Source organism: Litoreibacter albidus (assembly GCF_900107015.1).
Lineage (GTDB): Bacteria > Pseudomonadota > Alphaproteobacteria > Rhodobacterales > Rhodobacteraceae > Litoreibacter > Litoreibacter albidus.
The window spans coordinates 254081-278580 of the sequence record NZ_FNOI01000004.1 but is presented as its reverse complement, the minus strand read 5'-3'; the positions used below and the strand labels follow the sequence as shown (position 1 = coordinate 278580).

General features: G+C 60.4%; 24 protein-coding genes. 8 read left to right on the top strand and 16 right to left on the bottom strand.

Features of this window, described 5'->3' with window-relative positions; all coding sequences use genetic code 11:
* Positions 1-92 precede the first annotated feature (92 nt).
* Positions 93-1121, bottom strand: coding sequence for a D-xylose ABC transporter substrate-binding protein (gene xylF, locus BLW66_RS11785; RefSeq protein ID WP_089947359.1), 1029 nt, complete (start codon positions 1119-1121; stop codon positions 93-95).
* A 202-nt stretch (positions 1122-1323) separates the two neighbouring features.
* On the opposite strand from xylF, the gene BLW66_RS11780 reads away from it, so the two are divergent.
* Both BLW66_RS11780 and BLW66_RS11775 read left to right on the top strand, forming a co-directional pair.
* Positions 1324-2598 carry an ROK family protein gene (locus BLW66_RS11780; RefSeq protein ID WP_089947358.1) on the top strand — a complete coding sequence of 425 codons (1275 nt, stop codon included), beginning with the start codon at positions 1324-1326 and terminating at the stop codon, positions 2596-2598.
* A complete protein-coding gene (locus BLW66_RS11775; protein WP_089947357.1) occupies positions 2595-4079 on the top strand; it encodes a CRTAC1 family protein in 1485 nt (494 codons plus the stop codon). The genes BLW66_RS11780 and BLW66_RS11775 overlap by 4 nt, the downstream gene beginning before the upstream one ends.
* On the opposite strand, the gene BLW66_RS11770 is transcribed toward BLW66_RS11775, so the two are convergent.
* From BLW66_RS11770 to BLW66_RS11755, 4 genes are all read right to left on the bottom strand, one after another.
* A complete protein-coding gene (locus tag BLW66_RS11770; RefSeq protein ID WP_089947435.1) occupies positions 4076-5404 on the bottom strand; it encodes a cytochrome-c peroxidase in 1329 nt (442 codons plus the stop codon). The two genes, BLW66_RS11775 and BLW66_RS11770, sit on opposite strands and share 4 nt — an antisense overlap.
* A 91-nt stretch (positions 5405-5495) precedes the next feature.
* Positions 5496-6542, bottom strand: coding sequence for an ABC transporter substrate-binding protein (locus tag BLW66_RS11765; RefSeq protein ID WP_089947356.1), 1047 nt, complete (start codon positions 6540-6542; stop codon positions 5496-5498).
* Positions 6512-7885 carry a sensor histidine kinase gene (locus tag BLW66_RS11760; protein ID WP_089947355.1) on the bottom strand — a complete coding sequence of 458 codons (1374 nt, stop codon included), beginning with the start codon at positions 7883-7885 and terminating at the stop codon, positions 6512-6514. The genes BLW66_RS11765 and BLW66_RS11760 overlap by 31 nt, the downstream gene beginning before the upstream one ends.
* The gene (locus BLW66_RS11755) at positions 7882-8547 is read right to left on the bottom strand and encodes a response regulator transcription factor (protein WP_089947434.1); all 666 of its coding nucleotides are present in this window, start codon (positions 8545-8547) and stop codon (positions 7882-7884) included. The genes BLW66_RS11760 and BLW66_RS11755 overlap by 4 nt, the downstream gene beginning before the upstream one ends.
* Positions 8548-8649: 102 nt before the next feature.
* Between BLW66_RS11755 and BLW66_RS11750 the strand changes: the two genes are divergently transcribed.
* The 6 genes from BLW66_RS11750 to BLW66_RS11725 are packed head-to-tail and all read left to right on the top strand — an operon-like array spanning position 8650 to position 13953.
* On the top strand, positions 8650-9618 hold the full coding sequence (locus BLW66_RS11750; RefSeq protein WP_089947354.1) for a Bug family tripartite tricarboxylate transporter substrate binding protein: 969 nt from the start codon (positions 8650-8652) through the stop codon (positions 9616-9618).
* Positions 9618-10106: a tripartite tricarboxylate transporter TctB family protein gene (locus BLW66_RS11745; protein ID WP_089947353.1), complete on the top strand. Its 489-nt coding sequence runs from the start codon at positions 9618-9620 to the stop codon at positions 10104-10106. Before BLW66_RS11750 ends, BLW66_RS11745 begins: the two co-directional genes overlap by 1 nt.
* A 6-nt stretch (positions 10107-10112) precedes the next feature.
* Positions 10113-11618: a tripartite tricarboxylate transporter permease gene (locus tag BLW66_RS11740; RefSeq protein ID WP_089947352.1), complete on the top strand. Its 1506-nt coding sequence runs from the start codon at positions 10113-10115 to the stop codon at positions 11616-11618.
* Positions 11618-12967 carry an acyclic terpene utilization AtuA family protein gene (locus BLW66_RS11735; RefSeq protein WP_089947351.1) on the top strand — a complete coding sequence of 450 codons (1350 nt, stop codon included), beginning with the start codon at positions 11618-11620 and terminating at the stop codon, positions 12965-12967. Before BLW66_RS11740 ends, BLW66_RS11735 begins: the two co-directional genes overlap by 1 nt.
* Entirely contained in the window at positions 12964-13263 is a 300-nt protein-coding gene (locus BLW66_RS11730) for a DUF4387 family protein (protein ID WP_089947350.1), read from the top strand. Before BLW66_RS11735 ends, BLW66_RS11730 begins: the two co-directional genes overlap by 4 nt.
* 39 nt (positions 13264-13302) lie before the next feature.
* Positions 13303-13953 carry a GntR family transcriptional regulator gene (locus BLW66_RS11725; RefSeq protein ID WP_089947349.1) on the top strand — a complete coding sequence of 217 codons (651 nt, stop codon included), beginning with the start codon at positions 13303-13305 and terminating at the stop codon, positions 13951-13953.
* 85 nt (positions 13954-14038) lie between these two features.
* Here the strand turns inward: BLW66_RS11725 and lpdA are convergent, their stop codons facing one another.
* The 11 genes from lpdA to sucD form a co-directional block, all read right to left on the bottom strand.
* Positions 14039-15427, bottom strand: coding sequence for a dihydrolipoyl dehydrogenase (gene lpdA, locus BLW66_RS11720; RefSeq protein ID WP_089947348.1), 1389 nt, complete (start codon positions 15425-15427; stop codon positions 14039-14041).
* A gap of 83 nt (positions 15428-15510) precedes the next feature.
* A complete protein-coding gene (locus tag BLW66_RS11715; RefSeq protein WP_089947347.1) occupies positions 15511-15900 on the bottom strand; it encodes an MAPEG family protein in 390 nt (129 codons plus the stop codon).
* Positions 15901-15926: 26 nt separating this feature from the next.
* Positions 15927-16478 carry a L,D-transpeptidase family protein gene (locus BLW66_RS11710; protein ID WP_089947346.1) on the bottom strand — a complete coding sequence of 184 codons (552 nt, stop codon included), beginning with the start codon at positions 16476-16478 and terminating at the stop codon, positions 15927-15929.
* Between the two features lie 54 nt (positions 16479-16532).
* Entirely contained in the window at positions 16533-18062 is a 1530-nt protein-coding gene (gene odhB, locus BLW66_RS11705) for a 2-oxoglutarate dehydrogenase complex dihydrolipoyllysine-residue succinyltransferase (RefSeq protein ID WP_089947345.1), read from the bottom strand.
* Position 18063: 1 nt separating this feature from the next.
* Positions 18064-21018: a 2-oxoglutarate dehydrogenase E1 component gene (locus BLW66_RS11700; protein WP_089947344.1), complete on the bottom strand. Its 2955-nt coding sequence runs from the start codon at positions 21016-21018 to the stop codon at positions 18064-18066.
* Positions 21015-21503: a DUF805 domain-containing protein gene (locus BLW66_RS11695; RefSeq protein WP_089947343.1), complete on the bottom strand. Its 489-nt coding sequence runs from the start codon at positions 21501-21503 to the stop codon at positions 21015-21017. The genes BLW66_RS11700 and BLW66_RS11695 overlap by 4 nt, the downstream gene beginning before the upstream one ends.
* The gene (locus BLW66_RS17945; protein WP_170833467.1) at positions 21503-21643 is read right to left on the bottom strand and encodes a hypothetical protein; all 141 of its coding nucleotides are present in this window, start codon (positions 21641-21643) and stop codon (positions 21503-21505) included. Before BLW66_RS17945 ends, BLW66_RS11695 begins: the two co-directional genes overlap by 1 nt.
* Complete coding sequence (locus BLW66_RS11690; protein WP_089947342.1) at positions 21637-22344, bottom strand: hypothetical protein; 708 nt, start codon at positions 22342-22344, stop codon at positions 21637-21639. Before BLW66_RS11690 ends, BLW66_RS17945 begins: the two co-directional genes overlap by 7 nt.
* Positions 22341-22979 (bottom strand): hypothetical protein, encoded by a 639-nt coding sequence (locus BLW66_RS11685; protein WP_089947341.1) that lies wholly within the window; start codon positions 22977-22979, stop codon positions 22341-22343. The genes BLW66_RS11690 and BLW66_RS11685 overlap by 4 nt, the downstream gene beginning before the upstream one ends.
* A 6-nt stretch (positions 22980-22985) precedes the next feature.
* Positions 22986-23618 carry a hypothetical protein gene (locus BLW66_RS11680; protein ID WP_089947340.1) on the bottom strand — a complete coding sequence of 211 codons (633 nt, stop codon included), beginning with the start codon at positions 23616-23618 and terminating at the stop codon, positions 22986-22988.
* The gene (gene sucD / locus BLW66_RS11675) at positions 23618-24499 is read right to left on the bottom strand and encodes a succinate--CoA ligase subunit alpha (protein WP_089947339.1); all 882 of its coding nucleotides are present in this window, start codon (positions 24497-24499) and stop codon (positions 23618-23620) included. Before sucD ends, BLW66_RS11680 begins: the two co-directional genes overlap by 1 nt.
* Position 24500: the final 1 nt, after the last annotated feature.

Sequence of the window (24500 nt, the reverse complement as noted above, 5' to 3'; positions counted from 1 at the left end):
GAATGAAAAGAAAGAGAAGTGTGGGGTGGGTCCGCCCGTCATCAGGCGGACCCGAAAGATGCAGCCGCGGGAAGCCCCGCGTGCGCTGCCCCTTAGTTACATGGTGCTGGGCCGTTGGAAACGCCTTGGCACAAAGCCTCAACCGTGATCCAGCCAGCGTCAGTGACGACCGACAGGTTTTCGGCGGTAATCGGAACCGGAGCCAGGAACAGTGACTTGATTTCTGTTCCGGATGGCGATGTCCAATCTGCAGCACCCTCAACCATGGAGGCCGCATCGGCGCCCAATGTCGCGGCAATCGTGCCAGCGGCTTTGCCCAATTCACGTGCGTCTTTCCAGACGGACACTGTTTGTGTGCCAAGGGCAACGCGGTTTAGCGCAGCGTGGTCACCGTCTTGGCCGGACACTGGGATGCCTTCCATGCCTTGCGCGGTCAGTGCTGCCACGACACCACCAGCGGTGCCGTCGTTGGAGGCCACAACAGCGTCAACTTTGTTGTCTTTGGCTGTCAGGATCTGCTCCATGTTACGCTGTGCGTTGGCAGGCAACCAGCCATCTGTGTAGGCTTCGTCCACGATGGTGACCGCGCCGCTGTCGATAGCTTCTTGCAAGATTTCTTGCTGGCCACCACGCAGGAAGTCTGCGTTCGGATCGGTTGGGGAGCCTTTGATCATGACGTAGTTGCCAGTCGGCTGGGCTGCCAGAACGGCACGTGCCTGCATGCGGCCAACTTCGACGTTGTCGAATGTCAGGTAGAAGGCGCGGCTGTCTTCGATCAGACGGTCATAGGCGACGACAGGGATGCCTTCGGCGTCGGCGGCGTCAACTGCTGGCCCGATGGCTGCGGAGTCTTGTGCCAGAATGATCAGGGCATCAACGCCTTGGGCAATCAGGCTTTCAACGTCGGAGAGCTGCTTGGCCGAAGACGACTGCGCGTCAGCCGATACGTATGTCGCGCCAGCGGCTTCCAAGGCAGACTTGATCGCGGCCTCATCTGTCTTCCAGCGCTCTTCTTGGAAGTTCGACCAGCTTACGCCAACGGTAACGCCGTGGCCGTCTGCGAATGCTGCTGTGCCGAATCCTGCCGCGGCGACTGCGGCGGCGATGATGTATTTATTCATGTTGTTCCTCCCAAATGGTTCCCCCTGCTTTTCTATCAGGGGGCGAGTCATGCGACTCATTTAGTAGATTGCCCGTATTTATTTTAGTTTGCAAAATAATAAATGCACGAAACGGCAAAAAAATGATCAAAAGACTTCCCTAACGCCCTCATTTGATCCAGTGTCTAGGTGTGAACGCGGTCTGTTGAGGTATTAACTTTACATGTCAAACAATATTGAGGCAGACGAAAAAACACTGCTCCAGCCGTCCGGTTGTGGTCCCCTTTTGAACCGTGTGAAGGTGGGCGATACCCCTTTGCGGCAACAGATTTTTCAACATGTTAGGGCCAGCGGACAGGCCGCGCGTGCGGACATTACCCGCGCTCTGGACATCAGCGCGGGCAGCGCCACAACGCTTACTGCGGATCTGATTTCGTCCAATTTGCTGCGCGAAGTAGACGGGCCGACGCGCGATTCAGGACGTGGCCGCCCCCCAGTCGCTTTGGAGGTTGTGGCGGAGGCCGCATATGTGATCGGCATCAAGCTGTCGTTCAAACGCAACTCGGCTGTGCTGTCAGACTTTGCGGGCAACGTCGTGACCTCGGCAGAGCTTCCGGCATCTGGCAAACGCGGCTCTGTGACCCAACTGATGGATGATATCGCCACGTTAATTGAGTTGGTGATCGCCAATGGCGAGAAAACGCAGGCCGACATAAAGGCGGTGGGCATCGGTTTGCCGGGTATCGTCGACAATGCGTCTGGTATGATCACGTGGTCTTCGCTGTTGCAGGACGCGAACGAGGATCTGCGCACGTCTTTTGCGCAGCGCTTCGATATGCCTTTGTTTTTGGACAACGACACCAACATGCTGACCCTCGCGGAGCTTTGGTTCGGGGTCGGGCGCGACATGACGGATTTTGCCGTGGTCACGATCGAGAACGGCGTGGGTATGGGGATGGTTGTAAACAACCGCTTGTACCGTGGGACGCACGGCGTCGGGCTGGAGTTGGGCCATACCAAAGTGCAGATGGACGGTGCCTTATGCCGTTGCGGTCAGCGCGGCTGTTTAGAAGCCTACATCGCCGACTACGCGCTCACGCGGGAGGCCGCGACGGCGCTGGACTACGACAGCGACACCGTGCGCACACCTGACGTGTTGCTGGATCACTTGTCACGGCAGGCAAAGGCGGGCCATGCACCTGCGCAGACGATCTTCCGCCGCGCCAGCCGCTATTTGTCGGTTGGGCTGTCCAACGTGATCCAGTTGTTTGACCCGCCTTTGATTATCCTGTCGGGGGAGCGGATACAGAATGACTATCTCGACGCCTCAGAAGTTTTTGAAGATATGCGCAAGCTGACCTTGTCCGATGGCCGCCAACCTTGTCAGGTAGAGATACACCCGTGGGATGATATGGTCTGGGCGCGCGGCGCAACCGCCCCAGCCTTGTCCGCGCTGACCGACGTGATGGTTGGCGGGCTGGAGGTTCAGCACCTGTGAAGTATCTTGCCACGCTCGTCGCGCTCACCGCGCATTCGGCGGTGGCGGAGCCTGTTTTCACCGACCGCTCCGACCGACTGCCGCACCATGTTTACGGCGGCGGGTGGGAGCACTTCGTCGGCGGCGGTCTCGCAGTGTTCGACTGCAACGGCGACGCACTGCCCGACATTTTTGCGGCGGGGGGTGAAAACCCAGCCCAGATGATCCGCAATACCGGCCACTTCACCTTTGCGGCAACAGATATCCCCGAGGTTCGCGGCGTAACTGGCGCCTATCCGATCGACATAAACGCGGACGGATTTATGGACCTTTTCGTGCTGCGCGTGGGGGACAATCGCGTTTTAACCGGTGGGCCGGACTGCCAATTCACCGATGCCACGGACACCCTGGGCATCCCGCATTCCGACAGTTGGTCAACCGCCTTTACAGCGTGGTGGGAAGGCGCCGACAACCGACCGACCTTGGCAATCGGCAACTACGTTGACCGCGCCGATCCTGACGGCCCGTTTGAGGCGTGCGACGACAACGCAATCTTGCGGCCAGTCCCTCAGGGCTACACCTCTCACGCCCTAAAGCCGGGGTTTTGCCCCTTGTCCATTCTTGCGGCGAACGACGCGCGCGGTCGCCCCACGCTGCGCTTGTCGAATGACCGCCATTACTACGTCTCGGGCGGGCACGAACAGATGTGGGACATCGCGGAGCGTCGCTTTTTGGGAGTTGCCGACGGTTGGAACAACGTGTCGTTGTGGGGCATGGGGATCGCCAGCCGTGACCTGAACGGTGACGGGTTGGACGAGGTGATGCTCACCTCTATGGGGGATCAGGTGCTGCAATTCGCTGATGCGGATGGCGTCTATACTGCCGCCGATTTCGCGGTTGGAACGTATTCGCAGCGCCCACATGTGGGGGGCGACGGCCGCCCCTCCACCGGTTGGCACGCGGAGTTTGGCGACGTCGATAACGATGGACGTCCGGATTTGTTTATTGCCAAGGGCAACGTGGACCAAATGCCCGGCATGGCGACGCGGGACCCGAATAACCTGTTGATGCAAAACCCCGACGGCACATTCACGGAGACCGCGCACGCCGCAGGTGTCGCCACGTTCGAGCGGGCGCGCGGCGCTGCATTCGCCGACTTTGATCTGGACGGGCGGCTTGATCTGGTGGTGTCTAACCGCCGCGCACCGCTAGAACTGTACCGCAATGAAACCGAAGGCACGAGAAACTGGCTCAGGGTCTCGTTGCGTCAGGCGGGCGGCAACCGTGATGCGGTTGGGGCGACGATACGGGTTGAAACGCCAAGCATGTCACAGACCATGCAAAACACGATAGGCGGCGGGCACGCGGGTGGCCAACTGCTGCCCCGTCATTTCGGCCTAGGTAACGACGCTGTTGCGATAGTCCACGTGACGTGGCCAGACGGCACGACTTCGACGCATGAGGCTGTCGCGGGTGAAAGCGTCACCCTCCATAAGCCCTAGTCAACACGTGGTACCGTCAACCCGCTGGGGACTGCTTCAGGGATACCCAAGCGGCCGGAAAGGCTGACAGGGTCCGTCATGGTGTCCAAAAACGCGACAAGTGCCGCGATCTCATTCGCGGTCAAATCCACTGGCTCCGCTCGCACGGCGGCGGCAATGTCCGCCACCTGTTGCGGGTCGTCCATCACCGCAAAATCGTCCCCCTCGAAGTCAGGCAAAACCGCTTGCGCCCTGTCGTAACTGGCCAAGCTTCGCGCAGGGTCGGCGTGGTCGGCAATGAACTGGCCCAAATCCCTGTGTCCGCCCGCGTGCCCATAGGGCGCGGTGAGTGCGATATTACGCAAGGATGGGGTGCGGAAGGCATACAAGTCTTCCATGCGGCCTGTGACCCGAAACCGCCCCTCGTCCTTGTGGTGCGCCTCGAAGGTCGCCGCTTTGCCGGGCCCGATTTGGGGCGCGCCCATCGCGTGAAATCCGTGGTCGGTCAGGAACGGTCCCGCGTGGCAGCTCGCACAATTGGCCGCGCCGTAAAACAGCTCCATCCCCAGCTTCGCTTGCCCCTCTAGTGCCGTTTCATCGCGCAAGACGGCGTCAAAGGGCGCCGTATCGGACCGCCATTCAAAGGCGATGAAGGCGGCGATGGCGTTGGAAATGTCGGTGAAGGCGATGTCATCGGGATCGTCAACATGCGGGTAAAGCGCGGTAAAGCTATCGGCGTAGGCCTTAATACTTGCCACGCGCCGCGCCAACTGCCCCCACGCACCGTCCTCGCCAGTAATGATCCCTTGGCGGACAAGGCGCGCAATGTCGTTTTCGCGGTGGGAGCCCGCCATCTCGTCGCGGCTCAGCACGGGGAACATGGTTTGCGCCGACAAAACAGAGGCAAACCCCGTCACCATGTCGGCGTCCAAGGGCGTGCGCAGCCCGCTCGGTTGTGTCGCGTCCGCCTCCAACCGCCCGTCGTGAAACAGGACACTGAATTCCCGCGCGCCAAGGTTGAACAAGCTGGGGGAGTTTCGGGGGATACGTTCCTCCGGCATGTTTTTTATATCCGCGCGGCGGCGCTCGCCTAGCCCCAGTCCGCCGTCGCCGAACGACAGGGATACTCCGTCGGAGGTGCCGAATTCAGGGTGGTGGCAGGTCGCGCAGGCGGTGTCACGGTTGCCCGACAGGATCGGATCATAAAACAGCAGTTGCCCCAGCTTGGCCTCCTCCAAGTCAACCGCACTATATAGGCTGTCGTCTATTGGCGCTGGAAGTTGCTGGGCTGCCAGAGGGTGCGCGGTGGCGAAGGTAAGAAGGGCGGCAAGTGTCGAAAGGTGCATAGGGCGCGGCGCTTTGTTCTGGGGACGTCGCACCACCATATGCGTTTTAAGGTAGCCATCAACGTAAAACACGTCGGCTTGGTGCTACCCGCTAAGGTGTTTCTTGGACGATGGAGTTTTCCCAACTGCGCAGGAACTTGCTTTCCTTCAACTGGTCCAAAAACACCAGCAAGCCGGGGCCAAACCGGATGGGCCGAAGGGCGGGATTGTCGCGCAACGCACCAGTGTCGATGGGCGGCAGGCCGGACGCCTGCACAAGGTCAGCCCGACTGCGCAGAGAGATCAGGAAGTCCACCATCGTCTGCGCGTCGCTTACATTCCGTGCGTTTGACGGAATCAAGATGGTGCGCAGCATGACGTTTACAAAATCGGTGAGTTCGACGATGTGAAAGCCGTCCGTATGCGCCAACTCCGACGCGGCGTAGCTTCCCAAAACATTATACGCCAACGCCAGCTTCCCAGACGCGACATCCGCGATCATATCGCCGGAGCAGCAGTAAAGCTGCGCATCAAGGCGGCCCATAACTTCTGTCAGCCGCCAGAACGTCTCGGAGGTGCGGCTGTCTTGCGTTGCCATCAGGTAGCCGAATCCGGACCGACGCACGTCATAGGTGCCAATGCGCCCGCGAAAGGTCTCAGGGTTTTCGCGCAGCAACGCGATCAGCGCGTCACGGGTCTTCGGGGCCTCGCCCTCTTTGAAATACTTGTCCGAGACAACCATGACCGCAGGCTCTTGCGTGAAGGCAAACAGCTGGTTTCGCCAAATTGCCCAGTCCGGCAGGCTGGCGGCGCGTTGCGGCACGTAGCTTTGCGCGTAGCCGTCGTTTGCCAGCTTCGTTTGCAAATCCATCGCCGAAGATATGGCAAGGTCAAAGGATGCGCCCTCTGTGTAGATCGCTTGCATCAGGTCGGTCGCGCTGACGATGGTGTAATCCACGGAAATGCCCGCATTGGACGCCTGGAACGCCTCGATGATCGGTTCAAACACCCCGCGATCCGCGGTGGAGATGATGCGCAGCACCGACACCTCCGGAGTCGCGGCGTAATATTGGTGGTCCTCAATCTCATAGGCCAGTGCCGCGCTAATCCACAGGCATGTGGCTGCAATCAAACGTAGGGCAAAATAAGCGAAACGCATGCGCCTTGTCCTTCCATGCTGTGGGATAGCTCCAATGTGCCGCCGTGCGCGCGCGCCACTTCGTCGGCGATTGTCAGGCCAAGGCCGGAGCCCACGACGTCGCCCACGTTGGACCCGCGCGAATACCGATTGGTAAGGCTTGTCAAATCCGCGTCGCCAAACCCCCAGCCCTGATCCTCTATAGACAGCTTGATGTCAGAAGACACGTCGATGCGGATAGTGATGTCGCTGTCTTCGGGGGAATACTTGATCGCGTTATCAAGGATGTTGTGCAGCGCGGCCTGTAGCATGATGCCGTCCCCTTTGAAGGTCACAGGGCCAGCGGGCAGGCGGCGGACAAAGGCGATGTCTTTCAAATCAGCCGTTGGCGCAAGGCGGTCGCAGGTTTCCGTGGTCAACGCGACAAGGTCCAGCGGGTCCAGCGCCAAGCTGTCAGCGCGAAAAGTGACCATTGCATGGTCCAGAATTTGCCCTGCGGAGCGGGAGCTTTCGTCAATCGCGCGGATCATGTCGCGGATGGCTTGCTTGTGCTCTGGCTTGTTCAGTTTGCGGTGTGTCACTTCCGCCTGCGTGCGCACGGTGGCAAGTGGCGTGCGAACACGGTGCGCGGCCTCGGTGATCAGGTCTTCCGTGCGCGATAAGGATGACCGCAGGCGGGCCATGAACGAGTTCAACGCATCAACCAGCGGGGCAAGCTCGGCGGGGGTCTCGGCGGTCACAGGGCGCAGGTCCGACGGTCCGCGCCGCGTCACCGCGCCCGTCATGCGGCGCAGCGGGCGCAGCGCGGAATTCGCGGCAAGCAGCGACAAGGTCGTGGCCAACAGGAAGAACAGCAGCCCCACGCCTGTAGCCGTAATGGTGATGCGCTGGGTGATCGCGGCAAGGCCGGATCGCGTTTGCGCCACGGTCACAACCACGCGAGAGCCGGTGGCCGTGTTGCTGACGCGGCGCAGAATAGACGACAGGCGAACCTCATCGCCGCGGTAAAACTCCGTTGAGAACGCGGGCGTGTCTATGCGCGTTGGCAGGTTGCTGACGGGAAGGTCGGGGTAGCCGGTTAGCGTCTCCCCCTCCACAGTGACACGGTAGAACACGCGGTCTTCGTTGATGGTGCCAAGCATCGACAAGGCGGAGTAGGGCAGCTCCAGCGTCACTTCGCCTTGCTCCGAACTCAGGCTGTCCGCAATCGCGGTGGCCGATGCGGCGAGGATGTCGTCCTGCGTGCCCTCAGCGGCGCGCGATGCAACGCCGCGCACGACCATCACAAACGCCAGCGACAGCACCGCCGCCACAATGGCAAGTTGATAGAACAGCCGTCTGCGAATGGAGGTAGGGCGCGTCATGCGGCAATCATACGGTAGCCAAGCCCGCGCACCGTCTCGATACGCGCGCCGGAGCCTTCCAGTCGCTTGCGCAAGCGGGCCACATAGACCTCAATCGCGTTTTCCGATGCTTCGTCGGACAGTGAAAACATGCGGTCAATCAGGTGCGACTTGGAAAAAACTTGGTTCGGTGCGCCAAAGAAGACCTCCAACAGGCGCAATTCGCGGTTCCGCAGGTTGGTGGAAGAATCACCAAACTGCAATTCGCCGGTCGTCAGGTTCAAAACGGTCCCCTCGAACACCTTCTGGTTGTCAGCAACGCCGCCTTGGCGGCGCAAAACGGCGCGACAGCGCGCTTCCAGCTCGGCAAAATCGAAGGGTTTTGTAATATAATCATCGGCGCCCAAATCCAGCAAAGAGATGCGGTCCGACACCGCAGAACGCGCGGTAATCACGATCACCGGCGTGCGTTTTTCGGCGCGGCGCTGGCGCTGCAAAAAATCGCGACCGTCCCCGTCAGGCAGCATAATATCCAATAAAATCAGGTCGTAATCCGCAACGTCCATGCAGGCGCTTGCCGCGTCCAGCCGGTCCGCGTGATCCACGGCGTGCCCATCCAATTGCAGGCGCTCCACAACGGCACCCGCAAGCTTGTGGTTATCTTCAATCAGCAAATAGCGCATGGGATTGTGGCCTTTTGAGCTGCGTGACAGGTTCGTGTCAGGTTTCAGCGTTTGGTTGGGACCATGTGCGGGGAAACCCGCCATGTCAAATGGGAGGAAACTATGACAAACCGTCTTTTTAAGGCGCTCATGACGAGTGCCGTACTTGGCCTGTCGGCTACCACCGCAATCTCTGCTGCTGAATGCATCGCACCTGCTAACCCAGGTGGCGGTTGGGACTTCACTTGCCGTCAAATCGGCAAGATCATGTATGACATCAAAGCCGTCGATAAGCCTGTCCAAGTGACAAACATGCCTGGCGCCGGTGGCGGTCTTGCCTACAACCACGTTGTGTCCGAGCGCTCTGACGACGGTGACCTGATCGTGGCGGCGTCCTCTGCGACGACAACTCGTCTGGCCCAAAACGCCTACGCCGGCATGACTGCCGACCAAGTTCGCTTTGTTGGTGCAATCGGTGCCGATCCGGGCGTTATCGTTGTTGCGGCTGACAGCCCGTTCCAAACTTTGGGCGACATGGTTGAGGCCATCAAAGCCGATCCCGGTTCCGTGGCGTTCGCTGGCGGCTCTGCCGTGGGCGGGTTTGACCACCTGAAACCACTGATGATCCTCAAAGAGGGCGGCTTCACCGACATCACCAAGGTGAAATACATCGGCGTTGACGGCGGCGCAGATGCGATCACACAAACCGTGGGTGGCTTCACCCAAGCAATGACCGGTGACATGTCCGAAGTTGTGTCGTTCCTGTCCAACGGTGACATCCGCGTTATCGCAGTTCTGACTGAAGAGCGCGTTCCGGGCTTCGACGACATCCCGACTGCAAAAGAGCAGGGCTTCGATGTGGTCGCAGTAAACTGGCGTGGCCTCTATGTCCCAAAAGACATCTCTGACGAGAAGTTCGACGAATGGGCCGGCAAGTTGCAGCAAGTTGCAGACAGCCCAGAGTGGGCGCAAGCCATGACAGACAACGGTTTGGCACCGTTCACCAAGGTTGGTGGCGATTTCCAAGCTTATGTTGACGGTCTGGTCTCCGACATCAATGCGATGTCCAAAGAACTGGGAGTTATCCAGTAATGGCGTCTGACCGGATATTTGGTCTGGTCACTCTGATAACGGCGGTCGCGTATCTCGCGGCCGCTACTCAGATCCAGACGAACCTTTTCTCGGGCGAGTACCTGCCAAAACTGTTTCCGATGTTGATCGGTGGGGTTGCTGCGGTGAGTTCGTTGTTTCTTTTGTTCAAACCTGATCCGGAGCCCGATTGGCCCGCCGCAGGCTCTTGGGTGTCCATGGGTATCGCCGTGTTGGTGTTGTCGGTCTACGCCGTGCTTTTGACGCCCTTGGGCTTCATTGTGCCGACAGCGTTCGCCGCCGCTATCCTGAGCTATCAGATCTCACCCAACGCCAAGCCTGCAATGATTGCAGGGGTCGGGTTGTCGCTGGGTCTGTTCGTGCTGTTCAAGTTCGCGCTGGGTCTTGGCAACATCGTTGCCTACCGAATTCCGACGCCCGCGAAACTGTGGGACGCGATTTCAATTCTTATTCCGTTCGTGGGGCACTGACCTGATATGGATATTCTTTCAAACCTCGCGCTGGGCTTCGGCGTCGCGCTGTCGCCCTTCACTCTGTTTCTGGCCGTTTGCGGCTGCTTTTTGGGCACCATCATCGGCGCGCTGCCGGGGCTTGGCCCGTCGAACGGCGTGGCGATCCTGATCCCCATCACCTTCACCCTTGGCCTTGACGCCACCAGCGCCTTGGTGCTGATGACTTCTGTCTACTACGGCGCGATGTATGGCGGGCGGATTTCGTCCATCCTGCTGAACATTCCAGGTGATGAGCCTGCATTGATGACAACCCTCGACGGGTACCCGATGGCCAAACAAGGCCGCGCAGGCGACGCACTGGTTTTGTCCGGTGTCGCATCTTTCGTGGGCGCGTTCTTGGCAACCATCGGCCTTATGCTGCTGGCGCCGTCCTTGGCGCGTGTGGCCTTCCTGTTTGGCCCTGCCGAATATTTCGCGCTCTACCTACTGGCGTTTTGCACCCTTGGTGGCATGGCCTCCAACAACCAAGCCAAAGCCGCGCTTGCGGCTTGTATCGGCCTTGGCATTGCGACAATCGGCGTGGATTCTTCGTCCGGCCTGCCGCGTCTGACGGGCGGCAATCTGCACCTCTATGATGGTGTCGATTTCCTTGTGGCAATCGTTGGTCTCTTCGCCATCGCAGAGGTGTTCTTCTTCATCGAAAGCCACGGCAAAGGGTCGTCCATCGGCGTAAAGCTCGACAAGGTGCGCGTTCCTTGGGCCGACATTTGGGAAACCAAATGGACCATGCTGCGCTCCTCCGGTGTGGGCTTCGTCGCGGGCATCTTGCCGGGGGCAGGGGCGTCGCTGGGTTCCTTCATGGCCTACATGACAGAGAAATCTATAGCTGGTGAAAAAGGTGGCTTCGGCACAGGCGTTCCCAAAGGGGTCGCAGCGCCAGAGGCCGGTAACAACGCGGCTGCCGGCGGGGCTTTGGTGCCAATGCTGACGCTCGGCGTGCCGGGATCTGGTACCACGGCTGTGCTACTTGCGCTGTTGATGACGCTGAACATCACCCCCGGTCCGACGTTATTCACGGACCGTCCAGAGGTGGTTTGGGGCCTGATCGCATCGCTGTTGATCGCCAACATCGTGTTGCTCTTGATGAATGTGCCGATGGTGAAGGTCTTCGTTAAAATCCTGATGGTTCCCGCGTGGATCTTGCTTCCGGGTGTGACGATGATTTCCTTCGTCGGCATCTATTCGCTGTCGGGCAGCTACTTTGACCTGCTGATGATGGTCGGCTTCGGGGCATTGGGATATATCCTGCGCAAGCTCGATATTCCGACGGTTCCGGTCATTCTGGGCATCCTCTTGGGCGGCAACATGGAAGACGCTTTGCGCCGTGCCATGACGCTGTCGGATGGCGACGCGATGTATCTGTTCTCCAGCCCTATCGCGATTGGGCTGTGGATCGCGGCAATTGCAGGCTTCGTGGCTCCCATGTTCCTGCGCAACATCTTGAAAAAACCACAGGCGGTTACTGATTAATGGTCAAAGTTCTCATTCCTTCCGGCGCCCTCGGGCTTGGGTACGATCGTGCTGCCTTGGCGCGGGGGATAGCGCAGAACCCAGACATTATAGCAATCGACGGGGGGTCCACTGATAGTGGGCCCCACTACCTTGGGACGGGGACGTCCAAATATGCGCGCGGCTCGACCAAAGCCGAATGGCGCGAACTGATGGAGGCGCGCGCCGAAGCAGGCGTGCCGCTGATCATCGGGACCGCAGGCACCTGCGGCGCAGATAGCGCCGTGGACTGGCTGGTCGATATCACGCGCGAAATTGCCGCCGAGGCGGGGATGAAGGTTAAGCTCGCCGTGCTCAAAAGCGGTCAGCGGCCCGATGCGCTCAGTGATGCGTTGGGACAGGGAAAAATCACCCCGCTGAACCCCGCGCCGGAAATATCGGATGACGTCTTGTCGTCTTGCTCCAATATCGTGGCCCTTGCAGGGGCGGAGCAAATCCAAGCGGCGCTCGATACGGGCGCGGATATCGTGATCGCGGGGCGCACGACGGATACGGCAATCATATCTGCGCTGCCGCTGGCCAAAGGTTGCCACGCGGGCGGCGCGTGGCACGGGGCCAAGATCGGGGAGTGCGGTGCCTTGGCCACGACCGCCCCGAACTCCGGCACCATCCTGATTGAGTTCGACGCCGAAGGCTTCACCATCACACCGATGGGGGCAGAGGCCCGCGCGACGCCGCACACGGTGTCCGCGCATATGCTCTATGAAAACTCCAACCCAGACGTCCTTTACGAGCCGGGCGGGCACCTTGACGTCAGCCGTTCACACTACACCGCGCTGGACGACCGGACGGTGCGCGTCACGGGCAGCGAATGGATCGTGTCGGATCGCTATACCGTGAAGCTGGAAGGCGCACGCTTGGCCGGGTTTCAAACCGTGTCTTTGGTCACGGTGCGTGATCCGCGCTACGTCGAAAACATCCGCGCGTGGTGTGATGATATCGTCACCAAAGCCACCGCGAAGGCCGAAGCCCGCGTGGGCGACGGCTTTGAGATAGAACTGCGGCTGATCGGGCTGGATGCAACGCTAGGCGGGTTGGACACGGCGGCGAAAGCTGGCACCGAGGTTGGCGTGCTGGGCATGGTCACGGCCCCCACCGAGGCGCTGTCGCGCGAGGTGGCGAAAGTGCTTAACCCATATTTGTTGCACCATCCCCTGACCGAGGAAGAAGAAATGCCCACATTCGCATTCCCGTTCTCCCCGCCGGAGGTCAGCCGTGGCGCGGTGTACGAGTTTTGCTTGAACCATGTGCTGGAACTGGACGATCCGATGGACGCCTTCGCGTTGCGTGTAGAGGAGTTGGGCGCATGAGCAAACTTGGTGATATCGCAGTAAAAGTGCGCTCCAAAAACGCGGGGCCGTTCTGGCTGACCGTCGACATCTTTTGCGGCACGCCGGAGGTCTATGCGCAGGTTTGTGCGGCGGTTACCTCAACGCGGGTGGCGGCGCTGTTCAAGGCCGATCCCGCCGTTGTCGATCGCTACGAGATGGCATCCCTGAGCGTGCTGAAGCTCAGCCTGCCGCGCCCGTCCATCCAAGGCACGCGGCAAGACCGCGACATGCACGGCGCGTCTTTTGCCGCGCTGGTGGCCGAGTTGGACGTGTGATCCCTTGACCCGCGCGGGGGATGTGATCACAGTCCGCGCATGTTGCTGAACTCATCAAAACCGGAACCCACAGGGGCCGCGAACGACATGGTCTATCGTCGTTTGCGCACACAAATCATGCACGGGGAAATCCTGCCCGGATCGGCCAAAACCTTGCGTGGTATCGGCAAAGAGTTCGGCGTTTCCATGACACCCGCACGCGAAGCGATGCGGCGGTTGGTGGCGGAGGGAGCATTTACGTTGTCCTCGTCGGGACGGATATCGACGCCCGAACTGTCAAACGACCGGATTGAGGAGCTGGCGGCGCTGCGCGCCTTGTTGGAGCCGGAACTGGCCGCGCGTGCCTTGCCACGCGCCCACTTCGCGCTCATCGACCGGCTGCAATCTATCAACGGCAACATCGGACAGGCCATCGCACGGCAAGATCCCGTGGGCTACATCCGAACCAATCTGGAATTCCACCGCACGCTCTACCTGCGCGCGCAGGCCCCCGCGATGCTGGCGATGGCCGAGACGGTCTGGCTGCAAATGGGCCCCACGATGCGCAGCCTCTACGAGAAGTTGCGCCGCTCGGAGTTGCCACAGCACCACCGTTTGATTGTTGCAGCGCTGAAGGCGGGGGATGAGCCGGGGCTGCGGCTGGCCGTGCGGGCGGATGTGACCCAAGGCTTGCGGATGCTGGCGCAATAAAAAGCGCCCGCAAGCTATGCTTGCAGGCGCTTCGTGGGGCGCTGCCCCACACCCCGAGGTATTTATGAAGCAATGATAGGCGGGGTCAGCTGTGGATGGCGCCGTCGCCGCAGGCCAACGCGGCTTCGCGCACAGCCTCCGAATAGGTCGGATGTGCGTGGCATGTGCGCGCGAGGTCTTCTGCCGCAGCCCCGAATTCCATTGCGACGCAGATCTCATGGATGAGATCGCCTGCCATCGGACCGATGATATGTGCGCCCAAGATGCGGTCGGTGTCTTTGTCCGCCAGAATTTTCACAAAACCGTCGCCCGCGAAATTTGCCTTGGCGCGGCCGTTGCCCATGAAGGAAAACTTGCCGACCTTGTAGCTGTGCCCGTCTTCTTTGAGCTGCTCCTCGGTGGCGCCCACATTGGCAACCTCTGGGTGGGTGTAGATCACGCCAGGGATAACCTTGTAATTCACATGGCCTTTTTGCCCTGCGAGAACCTCTGCCACGCCCATGCCTTCGTCTTCGGCTTTATGCGCGAGCATCGGGCCGGTGATGGCGTCACCGATGGCGTAGATGCCTTTGACAGACGTGGCCCAATGCGCGTCGGTCTTGATCTGGCCGCGGGGTTCCAGCTCCACGCCCAGCTCCGCGAGCCCCAAACCGTCGGTGAAAGGTTTGCGGCCGGTGGCCACAAGCACCACGTCGGCATCCTCGACATGTTCGCTGTCGTCCTTGCGCAGCTTGTAGGTAACCTTGGCCTTGTTGTTCTTGACCTCAACGCTCTGCACCGCGGCGCCAAGCTGGAACTCAAGGCCCTGTTTCTTCAGTGTTCTTTGGAAGGTTTTGGCAACCTCGGCGTCCATGCCAGGAGTGATGGCGTCGAGGAATTCGATGACCTTTACCTCCGCGCCCAGACGTTTGTAGACGGAGCCAAGTTCCAGCCCGATCACGCCAGCCCCGATCACGACCATCTTGTTCGGGATCTTGCCCAACTCCAGCGCGCCAGTGGAGGAGACGACGATTTTTTCGTCGATCTCAACGCCGGGCAGGGTGGAGACCTCGGAGCCGGAGGCGATCACGATGTTTTTGGCCTCATGGATGTCGTCGCCGACCTTGACCTGACCCGCTGCAGGGATGGAGGCCCAGCCCTTGATCCAGTCGATCTTGTTCTTTTTCATCAAGAACTCGACGCCCTTGGTGTTGGTCGCGATGACGTCGTCCTTGTAGGCGAGCATTTCCTTCCAATCGACGGAGGGGGTTTTGCCCTTCAAGCCCATTTTGGCGAAGTTGTGCTCTGCTTCGTGCAGCATATGGGAGGAATGCAGCAGCGCCTTGGACGGGATGCAGCCCACGTTCAGGCAGGTGCCGCCAAGGGTTTCGCGGCCTTCGACGATGGCGGTTTTCAGGCCCAGTTGCGCGCAGCGGATGGCGCAGACATAGCCGCCGGGGCCGGAACCGATGATGATGACGTCGTATGAGGACATTGAGATATCTCCTTACCTTTTTGAGGCGTTTTTAGGTGTCTGCGATCCGCCGGCGATGCGTCGGACTTGTGTCGGGCACTCTGTCACAGCAAAGCTGCGACAATCATGGTGATGGTTGCGGTGAAGCCTATGGCCCAGATGACGGAACGCCAAGGGGTCCAGCCAAAGACATAGGCGGGCACGTAGAGGCATCGCGCCGCGAGGTAGATGTAGGCGCAGGTGACGGTTGTGGATGAGGACTGCGCGCCGAGAGTGACAACGACCACGGCGATGGTGAACAGGATCAGCCCTTCGAAATGGTTGTTCATCGCGCGCTGCAGGCGGCCTGCGGTGCCGGTCAACTCTATCGCACGGTCGCGTGGGGACGCGGCGACTTTGGAGCCGACCTGCATTTGCGCGGTGACTGAATAAAGGCAGAACTGCACGGTTTGCAGCAGGGCCGCGAGGGCGAGGATGGTCAGTTCTGTGGTCATAGCGGGTCTTTCATAAAGAAGGCAGCCTAGATGCTGTCTACGATGGTGATGGGGGTGCCATTGGGAACCAAAGACCACACTTCGCGCATCTCTTCGTTTGTGATCGCGATGCAGCCATTGGTCCAGTCCCACCCAAGGTGCAACCGCCCCAGAAGTCCCCAGCCATTCGCGATCCCGTGGATCATGATATTGCCACCGGGGGCGACGCCGGCGGACTTGGCGCGCGCGATATCCTCCGCATTGGGGTAGGAAATATGAAGGCTCAGGTGTGCGATGGAATTCGCATTCCGCCAATCAATCTCGTAGGTGCCTTCCGGCGTGCGCTCGTCCCCTTCGCGGGATTTATGCCCTTTTGGGGCTGCACCCAGTGAAATCGGATATTGCCGGATCGTTTTCCCGTCGCGCAACAAATGCATCTCTCGGGTGGATTTTATCACCCGTATTTCGTCGGCTTGCTGGCTGATGGGGGCGGCGTCCGGCGGTGTGCCGGACCCGACACGCGCCATGACTTTCGTATATCCTACGACACCTACAGCGAGGGTCGCGATCAGAAGTGATATGCGAATAAGGCGTGACATGTTCACCGCTCAAAATCTGGGTTCGGGGCTGCCCCCGAACCCGCATTTGTTTCCTTAGAGATCCATCAACAGACGACGTGGATCTTCAAGCGCCTCTTTGACGCGCACGAGGAAGGTCACAGCGCCTTTGCCATCAACGATACGGTGATCGTAGGACAGCGCCAGATACATCATCGGGCGGATCACCACTTGGCCTCCGATCGCCATCGGCCGGTCCTGGATTTTGTGCATACCCAGGATGCCGGATTGTGGCGGGTTCAGGATCGGCGAGGACATCAGCGAGCCGTAGACACCACCGTTGGAGATGGTGAAGCTGCCGCCCTGCATTTCCGCCATGCTGAGCTTGCCGTCACGCGCACGCGCGCCTTTCTCGGCAATAGCTTTCTCGATATCGGCGAAGCCCATTTGGTCCGCGTCGCGGATCACCGGAACAACCAGACCTGTGGGCGTGCCCGCCGCGATGCCCATGTGGACGTAGTTTTTGTAAACGACGTCGGTGCCGTCGATCTCGGCGTTGACCTCTGGCACCTCTTTCAACGCGTGAACGCAGGCCTTGGTGAAGAAGGACATGAAGCCAAGCTTCACCCCGTGTTTCTTCAAGAACAGGTCTTTGTATTCATTACGCAGGGCCATCACCTCGGTCATGTCCACCTCGTTGTAAGTGGTGAGCATGGCGGCGGTGTTCTGGCTTTCCTTCAGGCGGCGCGCGATGGTCTGGCGCAGGCGGGTCATCTTCACCCGCTCTTCGCGCGATGCGTCGTCGGAGGACACCGGCGCGCGTGGGGCGGATGCCGCTGGGGCAGGTGCGGAGGCGGCAGCGGCTGGGGCGGATGTGGCCTTCAACGCGTCTTCCTTCATCACGCGGCCATCGCGGCCGGAGCCTTTAACGGTGGCAGGGTCGATGCCCTTCTCTGCCATGATCTTGTTGGCGGAGGGGGCGTTCTCGACGTCCTTGCCGCCGCTTGCTGCGGGCGCAGGGGCGCTGGCCTCGGACGCCGCAGGCGCAGCGGCTGCAGCCGCACCACCTTCAGAGGACAAAACCGCAAGCTTGGCGGAGGCATCGACCGTGGTGCCTTCTTCGGCCAAGATTTCAACAAGTGTGCCAGCGGCGGGCGATGGCACCTCGACGGACACTTTGTCGGTTTCCAGCTCGCACAGCATTTCGTCCTGCGCGACGGTGTCGCCGACCTTTTTGAACCATGTGGACACGGTCGCCTCGGACACGCTTTCGCCCAAGGTTGGCACCATCACGTCGGTGGTGTCTCCGCCTGCGCTCGATGTCGCCGGCGTGGCTTCTGCTGCGGCCTCAGGGGCGGGCTCTTCCTTGGCGGCAGGCGCGGGGGCGGCGTCGCCCTCGGACACTTGTGCCAGCAGGGCGTCAACGCCTACGGTCTCGCCTTCTTGCGCGACGATTTCAGACAGGGTGCCTGCCACGGGGGAGGGCACTTCGACGGTAACCTTGTCGGTTTCCAGCTCGCACAGCATTTCGTCCACGGCGACGGTATCGCCGGGCTTTTTGAACCATGTGGCGACGGTGGCCTCGGTAACGCTTTCGCCAAGGGTTGGGACGCGGATCTCAGACATATTAGTTTCCTTTGACTGTCAGCGCGTCATTCACGAGCGCGGCTTGTTGTGCTTTGTGCTGGCTGGCCAGACCCGTGGCGGGGGACGCAGCGGCGGAGCGACCGGCGTAAACCGGACGCGAGTGTTTCGCTTTGATACGGGTCAGAACCCATTCGATGTTCGGCTCCATGAAGGACCAAGCCCCTTGGTTCTTAGGCTCTTCCTGACACCAGACCATTTCAGCCTGTGGGAAGCGCTCCAGCTCCTTCACCGCCGAGATGGCCGGGAAGGGGTAGAACTGCTCGAAGCGCATCAGGTAGACGTCGTCGATGCCGCGCGCGTCGCGCTCTTCCAGCAGGTCGTAGTATACCTTGCCAGAGCACATGACGACGCGTTTGATCTTGTCGTCGGCCTTCAGTTTGGTGTCCGAGTTGCCCTGCTGGGCATCGTCCCACAACACGCGGTGGAAGGACGATCCGGTTTGGAACTCCTCCGCCTTGGAGACGGCCAGCTTGTGGCGCAGCAACGACTTCGGCGTCATCAGGATCAGCGGCTTGCGGAAGTCGCGGTGAATCTGGCGGCGCAGAATGTGGAAGTAGTTCGCAGGGGTCGTACAGTTGGCCACGATCCAGTTGTCGCCGCCGCACATGGTCAGGAACCGCTCTAGGCGCGCGGAGGAGTGCTCCGGTCCTTGGCCCTCATAGCCGTGCGGCAACAGGCACACGAGGCCCGACATACGCAGCCACTTCGACTCGCCAGAGCTGATGAATTGGTCAAACATGATCTGCGCGCCGTTGGCGAAGTCCCCGAACTGGGCTTCCCAAAGGGTAAGCGCGTTCGGTTCCGCCAGCGAGTAGCCGTACTCAAAGCCAAGCACAGCATATTCCGACAGCATCGAGTCGATGACCTCATATTGCGACTGCCCCGCGCGAATATTGTTGAGCGGGTAGTAGCGTTCTTCGGTATCTTGGTTGATCAGGCCGGAGTGGCGGTGGCTGAATGTGCCGCGTGTGCAGTCTTGGCCTGACAGGCGCACGGGATAGCCTTCGGTCAGCAGGGAGCCGAATGCCAGCGCTTCGCCGGTGGCCCAGTCAAAGCCTTCGCCGGTTTTGAACATCTGCTCTTTGGTCTCCAAAAGACGCCCGACCGTCTTGTGCAGGGCGAAGCCCTCCGGCGCGGTGTAGAGCCCACGACCAACCTCTTGGAAGGTTTCCTCGGAGATGGAGGTTTGCCCGCGCTGGTAGTCTTCCGCGTCGCGGCGATCCAGATGGGACCACTTGCCGTCCAGCCAGTCGGCCTTGTTCGGCTTGTAGTCTTTGCCCGCCTCGAACTCCTCGTTGAGGTAGGATTGGAACGTCGCTTTCATGTCCTCGATTTCGCCCTCGGGGATCAACCCGTCGCGCACGAGGCGCTCGGTGTAGAGCGTCAAAGTGGTCTTTTGCTTTTTGATCTTCTTGTACATCAGCGGGTTGGTGAACATGGGCTCGTCGCCCTCGTTGTGGCCAAACCGGCGGTAGCAGATGATGTCGATCACCACGTCTTTGTGGAACTTCTGGCGGAACTCGGTGGCCACTTTCGCGGCATGCACCACGGCTTCCGGATCGTCGCCGTTCACGTGGAAAATCGGGGCTTCAACCATCAGCGCGATATCCGTCGGATACGGCGAGGAGCGCGAGAAGTGCGGCGCGGTGGTGAAGCCGATCTGGTTGTTGACCACGATGTGCATCGTGCCGCCGGTTTTGTGGCCCTTCAGGCCGGACAGGCCGAAGCCTTCTGCCACAACGCCCTGACCCGCGAAAGCCGCATCGCCGTGCAGCAGGATCGGCATGCAAGAGGTGCGGTCCTGATCGTTGTTCTGGTCTTGCTTGGCGCGGGCCTTGCCCAAGACAACAGGGTTCACGGCCTCTAGGTGGGACGGGTTCGCGGTTAGCGACAGGTGAACGGTGTTGCCGTCAAATTCGCGGTCCGAGGACGCGCCAAGGTGGTACTTCACATCGCCAGAGCCGTCGACGTCTTCCGGCTTGAAGCTGCCGCCTTGGAATTCATTGAAGATGGCCTTGTAGGGTTTGCTCATCACATTGGCGAGCACCGACAGGCGGCCGCGGTGTGGCATGCCGATCACCACGTCTTTGACCCCAAGGGAGCCGCCGCGTTTGATGATCTGCTCCATCGCAGGCACGAGGCTTTCGCCGCCGTCCAGCCCGAAGCGTTTGGTGCCCATGTATTTGACGTGCAAGAATTTCTCGAAGCCCTCGGCCTCGACCAGCTTGTTCAGGATCGCTTTACGGCCCTCGCGGGTGAAGGTGATTTCCTTGTCCCAGCCCTCGATGCGCTCTTTCAGCCAGCCCGCTTGCTCGGGGTCCGAGATGTGCATGTATTGCAGCGCAAAGGTGCCGCAATAGGTGCGCTTCAGGATCGCGATGATCTCGCGCATGGAGGCCGTTTCCAGCCCCAGCACGTTGTCGATGAAGATCGGGCGATCCATGTCCGCGTCGGAGAAGCCGTAGTTCTTCGGTTCCAACTCGGGATGGGGTTCGGCCTCTTTCATGCCCAGCGGGTCCAGATCAGCGGCAAGGTGGCCACGGATGCGGTAGGCGCGGATGATCATGATGGCGCGGATGCTGTCGAGCACCGCTTGCTTGACCTGATCGTCAGAGACGGAGACGCCTTTCTCAGCGGCTTTGCCTTTGATTTTCTCGGCAGCTTTGGCGGGTTCAGCCCATTGGCCGTCCAGCGCTTGCGTCAGATCGTCGTTGGGCTGCGGCGGCCAGTCGGCGCGCGCCCAAGAGGGGCCAGCGGCCTCCTGTTTCACGTCCAGATCGGCATCGCCCAAGGCCTTGAAAAAGTCCTGCCAGCCCTCATCAACCGCGTTCGGGTCGTTGGCGTAGCGCGCATAAAGCTGCTCCAGATACTCGGCGTTATGTCCTTGCATGAAGGAAGACGCGTGAAACTGGTCGTTCGAGGAGTGCTCGGTCATGTTGGGACCTCGTTAGGGTTGGGACCGTAGGGGTTAGTGGCGGATTGTGAGGGGAGGAGCGACAGGATGATGAAGCCAACACAGACAACAACAAAATAAGTCGCGCACACAAGGTAAGACGTCGCGGAGTCGTAGTCGGGGACACGCCCAGTTAAATCCAGATAGGTGACAGCGTAGCCAAGTGCATAAACTGTCAGTATCAGCAACAGCGCGGGCTGCGACGGGGCACCGATGTCATGGAGCCGTCTGACCTGAGCGGCTGCGCTTGGCAGCAAATACCCAAGGCTCACAATCTCGGTGATCGGGTAAAATATCGGAGCCTCTTCATTGCGCGAAATCTCAAAGAGGGTGAGATCAAGGGCGAATGCGGCCATTATGCTCAAGAGCATAGCAGCAGTGAACCACCAAAACTCACTGCGTGACGCTCGGCCAGAGAAGGTGGCGTATTTGCGCAAACATGTATTCACAGCTTGGACAGGCCCCATCAGTTGCCCTCCGACGCGAGGTAAGCTTGCGTCTGGACCACGCCACTGACGGCGACAGGGGCGTCAACTCGACGGGACAGATGCCCTGCGTTCATCACGGCGATGGAGACTGATTTTCTGGTGGTTGTGTGATTTACCATCTGTCTGTCACCTTGAGATGCAGAACGCTGGCAGCGAGGCTGTCGTCGAATTCAGGATTTGTTTGCGAGACGACGGCCTGCAGCTCCATTTGGGTGTCTTTAACGTCGACCCGCGCGTAATGGCGGGTGAGGGTGCCCAAGGGCGTGACGAGGCGGCTGCCTACCGGTAGTCCCCACCGCGTGGTGATTGCGGCATTGAGCGGATTGGCGGCGTCGGGGTGCCAGAGCCAGCAGCTGGTGCTGTCCCAATCGCGAGGGTCATAGATCCCGCTTGCCACGTCCTCTGGGTAGATCGCGGCGGAGATAAGCAGATGCGCACCGCTCTCTCCATGGGAGAAGAGGCGCAGCCAATCGCGGCGGATGAAATCGCGCTCGCTTTGCAACGCGTCGTCATACTGTTGGAGCGTCAGGCCAAACCACTTCTCGTCCGGATCGGTGTCGAGAGGCTTGCCGCCACTTTCGGTCGCGAAGGCGGCGTAATCGATGGCCTCTTGAATAGCGACGTTACCGGCATATCGCGCGGCATCGCGGGGCGGAACGACGGTCCAGTCGGATGCGGGCAAGTCGTAGATCGCTTGTCCGGGGAAGGGCGCGATGCAGTGGTGCTCTACAAGCTCGATCAGCGCCTCTGGCGTGTCTTGCGAGAGGGCGGGCGCGGGCAGCAGGGCAACCAGCGCGGAGAGGGAAAATGCGCGGGTCATAGCGGGCGAGTCTCCAGCATTAAAATGACCGGAGTTGGCGCTAGCTTCGCCGAGGGCCGGATAATCCTTGCATTCAATTCGGCGGGCTGGTTGTTGAGCGAGATGTAGACCGAGGTGTCGTTCTGAAACCCGTAGGGGGTTTGCAGGTTGAACGGCGCAGCGACGGCCCAGCGAGACATTATTGCGGCGTGCAAATCCGCGTCCGCATCAGGATGCCAGAGCATGCATTCAAGGAAGTTCCAGCCGCCATTGCCGAGCTTGACCATCAGCCGCGCGCCGGAGGCATGTTGCATGAAGACGGTCTGCCCGTCAGCCACATCCGCGCGGGTCCGATCGACCCTGTCGGCGCGATTTTCGCGCACCGTGGCGTCGTAAGCGGTGTCACCTTCACGCTTGCCGTATTGGAGCGTCGCGGTAATGAGCGCATTGGGGATGGCCGCGTGGGTCAGGGCGTCGGTCAAGTCGTGGCCCGCCAGCGCCGTCCACCCGTCGGGGGACGTCAGGAAGTGGGCAGTATCGAGACCGGGTTGGATGCAGTGCTGCTCGACTTGGGCGAGCACGTCGTTTGCCTGCGCCGCGAGGGGCAGGGCTACGGCACAAAGAAGCGCGGCGGCGTAACGGAGGAGGAAGGCCATTTGCGCTTACTCCTGTGCTGCGAAGTTGACGGTGGTCTGGACAATGCCAGACACTGTAACGGGGGTGCCGATCTTGGCCGCGATGCGTCCTGCGTTCATGGACGTGATGGTGTAGCTTTGGGTTGGCGACGTCTCAACCGGATGTGGCGTGCCGAAATCCCCAGCGGTGTGGCCGATCATCGAATGGCCGGAGAGCGCGAAGCGGCAGATGATGTTGGTCTGCGCGGGATCTGGCTGCAGCCAGAACACCAAAGCGGCCTCGGTATCCGCCCCGATCTGGCGGGTCAGGATGCGGGTCTTGCTTTGGGGAATGTCTTTCTTCTTCGCAAACCCAGCAACGGTTTTGCGCTGCAATTCCGCGATGGACTTGATCTGCTCGCCGCCCGTGTCACCGGTGGCGTAGAAGGCCACTTGGGGCCAGATTAACAACTCGGTAACTTCCGCGCCAAGTTCCCCGTGGGGAACCTGAACCCATCCCTCCTGCGCCAGCGCCGCGACGGTGTCGTCGACATTGGCGTTCGGCTGGTGGCAGGCGTCAATGGAGCCGGACATCTCGGTCAACGTCAGGGCGCTGGCCATAAAGGAAGTGGCCGCCAAAGCGGTGCTGACGCACGCAGCTATGGCGACCGCTTTGATCATTAGCCGATAGCCTTCAGCACAGCTTCGCCCAAGCCTGCGGGGCTTTCGGCCACCACGATGCCTGCGGCTTTCATTGCTTCGATCTTGGACTCCGCGTCGCCTTTACCACCGGCAACAATCGCGCCTGCGTGGCCCATGCGGCGGCCGGGAGGGGCCGTGCGGCCAGCGATGAAGCCAGCTGTTGGTTTCCAGCGACCGGCCTTCTTCTCGTCGGCCAAGAACTGCGCGGCTTCTTCCTCGGCGGAGCCACCGATCTCACCGATCATGATGATCGACTGGGTCTCTGGGTCAGCAAGGAACATCTCCAGAATGTCGATGTGCTCGGTGCCTTTGATGGGGTCACCGCCGATGCCGACTGCTGTGGACTGACCAAGGCCGCTATCTGTCGTTTGTTTCACGGCCTCATAGGTAAGCGTGCCGGAACGCGAAACAACACCAACGGAGCCACGTTTGTGGATGTGGCCCGGCATGATGCCGATTTTGCAGGCGTCAGGCGTGATCACGCCCGGGCAGTTTGGTCCGATCAGGCGGGACTTGGAGCCTTCCAACGCGCGCTTCACCTTTGCCATGTCGAGAACTGGGATGCCCTCGGTGATGCAGCAGATGAACGGGATTTCCGCGTCGATCGCTTCCAGAATGGAGTCAGCCGCGAAGGGCGGCGGGACGTAGATCACGGTGGCATCCGCGCCGGTGCGCTCTACCGCCTCGTGGCAGCTGTCGAAGACAGGCAGGTCGAGATGGGTCTGACCACCTTTGCCAGGTGTTACGCCGCCAACCATTTTGGTGCCGTAAGCGATTGCCTGCTCGGAGTGGAACGTGCCCTGCGAGCCGGTGAAGCCCTGACAGATGACTTTGGTGTTTTCGTCGATGAGAATGGCCATG